Origin of the sequence: Pseudorhodobacter sp., from assembly GCF_030452865.1 — a bacterium.
Taxonomy (GTDB): domain Bacteria; phylum Pseudomonadota; class Alphaproteobacteria; order Rhodobacterales; family Rhodobacteraceae; genus Pseudorhodobacter.
In genome coordinates, this window is sequence record NZ_JAKDLJ010000271.1 from 1 (window position 1) to 5,062 (window position 5,062).

The 5,062-nt window shown below is 61.4% G+C and carries 4 protein-coding genes; all 4 read left to right on the forward strand.

What is annotated here, in order from left to right; genetic code table 11:
* Positions 1–31: 31 nt before the first annotated feature.
* Genes L0H65_RS14255 through L0H65_RS14270 form a run of 4 tightly spaced genes read left to right on the forward strand, consistent with a single transcriptional unit; the run spans position 32 to position 4,920 of the window.
* Positions 32–331: a sarcosine oxidase subunit delta gene (locus L0H65_RS14255; RefSeq protein WP_301459713.1), complete on the forward strand. Its 300-nt coding sequence runs from the start codon at positions 32–34 to the stop codon at positions 329–331.
* Positions 328–3,243, forward strand: a complete 2,916-nt coding sequence (locus L0H65_RS14260) for a sarcosine oxidase subunit alpha family protein (RefSeq protein ID WP_301459714.1) — start codon at positions 328–330, stop codon at positions 3,241–3,243. Before L0H65_RS14255 ends, L0H65_RS14260 begins: the two co-directional genes overlap by 4 nt.
* Positions 3,236–3,772 carry a sarcosine oxidase subunit gamma gene (locus L0H65_RS14265; protein ID WP_301459715.1) on the forward strand — a complete coding sequence of 179 codons (537 nt, stop codon included), beginning with the start codon at positions 3,236–3,238 and terminating at the stop codon, positions 3,770–3,772. The genes L0H65_RS14260 and L0H65_RS14265 overlap by 8 nt, the downstream gene beginning before the upstream one ends.
* Complete coding sequence (locus L0H65_RS14270; protein WP_301459716.1) at positions 3,772–4,920, forward strand: amidohydrolase; 1,149 nt, start codon at positions 3,772–3,774, stop codon at positions 4,918–4,920. The genes L0H65_RS14265 and L0H65_RS14270 overlap by 1 nt, the downstream gene beginning before the upstream one ends.
* The last annotated feature ends 142 nt before the right edge of the window (positions 4,921–5,062 follow it).

Consider the following 5,062-nt stretch of genomic DNA (forward strand, 5'->3'; position numbering starts at 1 on the left):
ATCACAGCACAATTTGCACTGAGGCAATATCATGCGTATCACCTGCCCCCTTTGTGGCCCCCGCGATCGTCGTGAGGTTTATTATTACGGATCAGATGATTATCTGACTTTGCCCGAAGGGCAGGATTTTGACGCCATTGATGCGCATTTGCACTTGCGCGACAATCCGGCGGGGGTGCTGCGGGATCTTTGGTATCATGAGGCGGGCTGCACGTCCTGGCTTGCGGTCACGCGGAATACGGTGACGCATGAGGTGTTGGATGTGGCACTGGTTGAAGGTGCGGGATCAGGTATTTTGGCCAAGATGAAGCCGCAAGGGGATGCTTTATGAGGGTCCAGGGCAAGGGTCTGATCGACCGTGCAACACCGGTGCGGTTTCGCTTTGACGGGCGGGAGTATGTGGGTTTCAAAGGCGATACGCTGGCGTCGGCATTGTTGGCCAATGGGGTGAAACTTTTTGGCCGCAGTTTCAAATATCACCGTCCGCGCGGGGTGCTGACCGCCGGATCGGAAGAGCCGAACGCGTTGGTGGAGATCATTGAGGAGCGACAGCAGACGCCGAATGTGCGCGCAACCGTGCAGGAGATCTATGAAGGGTTGGAGGCGAAAAGCCAGAACCGTTGGCCGAGCCTGAAGTTTGATGTTCTGGCGGTGAATGATCTGGCTTCACCGTTTCTTTCGGCGGGGTTCTATTACAAGACCTTCATGTGGCCGCGCGCCTTTTGGGAGCGGCTCTATGAACCGATGATCCGCCGGGCGGCGGGTCTTGGCAGTCTGTCGGGGCGGCATGACGAGGCCGATTATGAGAAAGCTTTCGCCTTTTGCGAGCTGTTGGTGATCGGTGCGGGCCCTGCGGGTCTGGCGGCGGCCTTGCAGGCGGCGCGCGCCGGCGCGGATGTGATTTTGGTGGATGAGAACCCGGTGATGGGTGGGCGTTTGTTGGATGAAAGCGCCGAGATTGGCAGCGAGCCTGCGGCGGAGTGGGTGGCGTTGGTGCTGGATGAATTGGCCGGGCTGCCGAATGTCCGGCTGATGACGCGCACCACCATCACCGGGGCGTATGACGGCGGCACTTTTGGCGCGTTGGAGCGGGTGGGACTGCATGTGGCGGGCAAGCCCGACCTGCCGCGCGAATGTTTCTGGCGCATTGTCGCCGGGCAAGCGATTTTGGCGGCAGGCGCGCAGGAGCGGATGATTGCTTTTGCCGATAATGACCGGCCAGGGATTATGACGGCCTCCGCCATCCGCAGCTATTTGCATCGTTACGGGGTGGTGCCGGGCAAGCGCATCACGATTTTCGCCAACAATGACGATGCCCGCCGAACGGCGCGTGATTTGATGGCGGCGGGGGTGGAGGTCGCGGCGATCATTGATGCCCGCCTGGATGCCAGCGTGGCAGAGGATTGCCCGGTCTATGCCGGCGCGGAGGTGATTGGCACCAAAGGGCGGCATGGGTTGACCGGGATCATCATTCGCCATCACGGAGCAGAGGTGCAGATTGAGACGGACTGTTTGGGTGTTTCAGGCGGTTGGAACCCGCTGGTGCATTTGACCTGCCATATGAATGGCCGCCCGATCTGGGATGCCGCCCTTGCCGGTTTTGTGCCGCAACCCGGTGCGGTGCCGGGGCTGCGTGCGGCGGGTGCGGCGGCGGGTGTATTCTCGACCGCGCGTTGTTTGGCTTCGGGTGCGGCGGTCGCGGTGGATGCTTTGGCGGTGATGGGGCGCGAAGCCGTTCCGATTGGATTGCCTGAGGCGGAGGAGGCGGGATACGATCTGTTGCCTTTGTGGGAGGTGAAGGGCAAGCGGCGCGCATGGCTCGATTTTGCCAATGATGTGACGACCAAAGATGTGCGGTTGGCGGCGCAGGAAAATTTTGCGTCCGTTGAGCATATGAAACGCTACACCACGCAGGGTATGGCCCCCGATCAGGGCAAAAACTCCAACGTTGGCGCTTTGGCGGTTCTGGCGGATGCCACCGGGCGCGGCATTCCGCAAACCGGGACAACAACCTATCGCCCGCCGTTCTCACCAGTGTCGATCGCGGCGATGGGGGCCGGCGGGCGCGCGAATGGTTTTGCGCCGCAACGCTATCTGACCTCGCACTCTGCCAGCGTGGAACGCGGCGCGCCGATGGTTGAAGCGGGGCTGTGGTATCGCCCCAGCTATTTCCCGCGCGCGGGTGAGGCGACCTGGCGTGAGGCGTGCGACCGAGAGGTGACGATGGTGCGCAGCACGGTTGGCGTCTGTGATGTCTCCACCCTTGGCAAAATCGACATTCAGGGCAAGGATGCGGCGCGGTTTCTGGATCTGGTCTATACCAACCTGTTTTCCACCCTGCCGGTGGGGCGCGTCCGTTATGGGTTGATGCTGCGCGCCGATGGGCATGTGCTGGATGATGGCACCACGGCGCGGTTGGGCGAAAGCCATTTTGTGATGACGACGACCACGGCGGCGGCGGGTCTGGTGATGCGCCATCTGGATTTCGTGCAGCAGGCCTATTGTGCCGATTGGGATGTGCGCTGCATTTCCGTCACCGAAAACTGGGCGCAATTCGCAGTGGCGGGACCCATGGCCAAGGCGCTGCTGGATACTCTATTCAACGCCCCGGACCTGCCTTTCATGAGCTGCACGGATATCACGATCGGCAGTGTGAACGCACGGCTGTTCCGGATTTCGTTTTCAGGCGAGCAGGGTTATGAGGTAGCGGTGCCTGCCCGTTATGGAGAAGCATTGTTCCGCGACCTTCTCGCGCGGGCTGAAACGCTGGGTGGCGGTGCTTACGGCATGGAATCGCTGAACGTGTTGCGGATCGAAAAGGGTTTCATCACTCATGCCGAAATTCATGGCCGGGTGACGGCGTTTGATATCGGTATGGACAAGATGATATCGGCCAAGAAGGAGTGCATCGGCAAAGGGGCGGCGGCGCGCCCCGGCCTGTTGGGGTCGGAGCGAGAGCAGATGGTGGGCTTGCGCCCGGCAAATGATGCGGCGATCACCGCAGGCGCGCATCTGTTCAATCAAGGCGATGAGGCAAAGCGCGTAAACGATCAGGGCTATGTCACGTCGGTCGGCTATTCGCCAACCATGGGCTGTTGGTTGGGGCAAGCGTTCTTGCGCAACGGTCGCGCGCGGCACGGCGAAATGATCCGGCTGGTCGATCATCTGCGCGGCATCGACCAGTTGTGTGAGGTGTGCGACCCGGTGTTCCATGACAAAGAGGGGGTGAAACTCCGTGGCTGAATTGATCGCAAAATCCGCGCTTGCGGGGCAAGAACCGGTAAGCCATGGCGGGGTGTCGCTGGCCGAGGTTGATCTGGTGCAGATCACAAGCATCGCGCCCTTCATTGGGCAGGAGAAAGCAGTAGCGGCGGCGTTAAAACCGTTAGGATTGGCATTTCCGGCACCAAACACGGTCTCCGTCATTGGCAAAACGCGGCTGGCATGGACCGGGCGCGGGCAGGCATTCCTGATCGGTGTGCCACCGGGGGACTGGTCCGCCATTGCGGCTTGCACCGATCAAAGCGATGGTTGGGCGGCGCTGGCGCTGACGGGTGTGCGGGCAGCGGAGGTGCTGGCGCGGTTGGTTCCGCTGGACCTGCGCGCGATGGGTCCGGGCAGTTGCGCGCGCTCCTCCCTTGGTCATATGCCGATGATCTTGCTCGGGGTTCCGGACGGGTTTGAGATTTTGGTGTTCCGCTCGATGGCACGCACCGCCTGGCACGAACTTGAAGCGTCGATGAGAATGCTGGCCGCAAGAAAGGCGCTGTGATGCTCACCAATTCCGACGTTGCCGAACTGACCGCCTTTCGTCACGAACTCCACCGTTACCCGGAAGTATCACGGCAGGAGGACGAGACCGCCGCTCGCGTTGTTGCAGCCTTGGGGCAGCTGGCCGATCGTGTGGTGACCGGGCTTGGTGGTCATGGCGTGGCGGCGGTGTTTGACAGTGGCAAGCCCGGCCCGTCAATCCTGTTTCGGAGCGAGATTGACGCCTTGCCGATCCATGAAATTTCAACCGCGCCGCATCGGTCACTGATCCACGGTGTTGCGCATCTGTGCGGCCACGACGGCCATTCAGCCATCTTGCTCGGCCTTGCGCGGCTGCTGTCGCGCAAACGCCCCTCGTGTGGTCGGGTGATCCTGATGTTCCAACCGGCGGAGGAGGATGGCTCGGGCGCTGCCGCCGTCATCGCTGATCCGCACTTTGCGGATTTGCATCCCGATTGGGCGTTCTCGCTTCACAATATGCCGGGCATCAAACTGGGGGATTGTTGGCTCGCCCCGGGCCCGAACTGCTGTGCTTCGGTCGGGTTGAAGATCGAGATGGAGGGCAAAACCAGTCACGCGGCACAGCCCGATCACGGATTGTCGCCGGGGTTGGCAATCGCGGAATTGATCCCGGCGCTGATGGCGCTGGGTTCAAGCAGGGAGCTGTCGCCCGATTTCCGTCTCGTCACCATTACCCACGCGCTTTTGGGTGAACCTGCCTTTGGTATCGCCCCCGGTCACGGTGAGGTGTGGGCGACGCTGCGCACCATGATTGACGCGAGAATGGAATCGTTGAAAGCGCAAGCGGTGGCGCTCGCGCAGACCGCGGCGGAAAAGCATGGTCTGAGATTGACCTTGAGCCTGCACGATGATTTCGCCGCTTGCGCCAATGATCCTGCGGCAACTGCACAGATTGCCGCCGCTCTGGAGGCGCTGAATATCCAGCATACACCGGGCGCCCTTCCCATGCGCGCGTCAGAGGATTTCGGCCGCTTCGGGCATCTGCCGGGCTGCAAGTCTGCAATGCTGATGCTTGGGGCGGGGTTGAACCATCCGTCGCTGCACAATCCGGATTACGATTTCCCAGATGATCTGATCGCGACAGGCACACAAATATTTCACCGCATTGCCCGCGATATGCTGGGGTGACCCTCGCGTCGAAGGCCCGAAAGCCATTTACCGGTTTTCATCTTGGTGAAAATACCTCCAGGGGGGAATTGGCCGTAAGGCCAAGGGGGGCAGGATGCCCCAGCTGCCGCGTGGCTCGCTCACGCCCTTGCCTATCGTGCCG

Bases quoted from the DNA above. Each gene is read 5' to 3' on its own strand.
- L0H65_RS14255 (WP_301459713.1), top strand. From the start codon at position 32: ATGCGTATCACCTGCCCCCTTTGTGGCCCCCGCGATCGTCGTGAGGTT.
- L0H65_RS14260 (WP_301459714.1), top strand. From the start codon at position 328: ATGAGGGTCCAGGGCAAGGGTCTGATCGACCGTGCAACACCGGTGCGG.
- L0H65_RS14270 (WP_301459716.1), top strand. From the start codon at position 3,772: ATGCTCACCAATTCCGACGTTGCCGAACTGACCGCCTTTCGTCACGAA.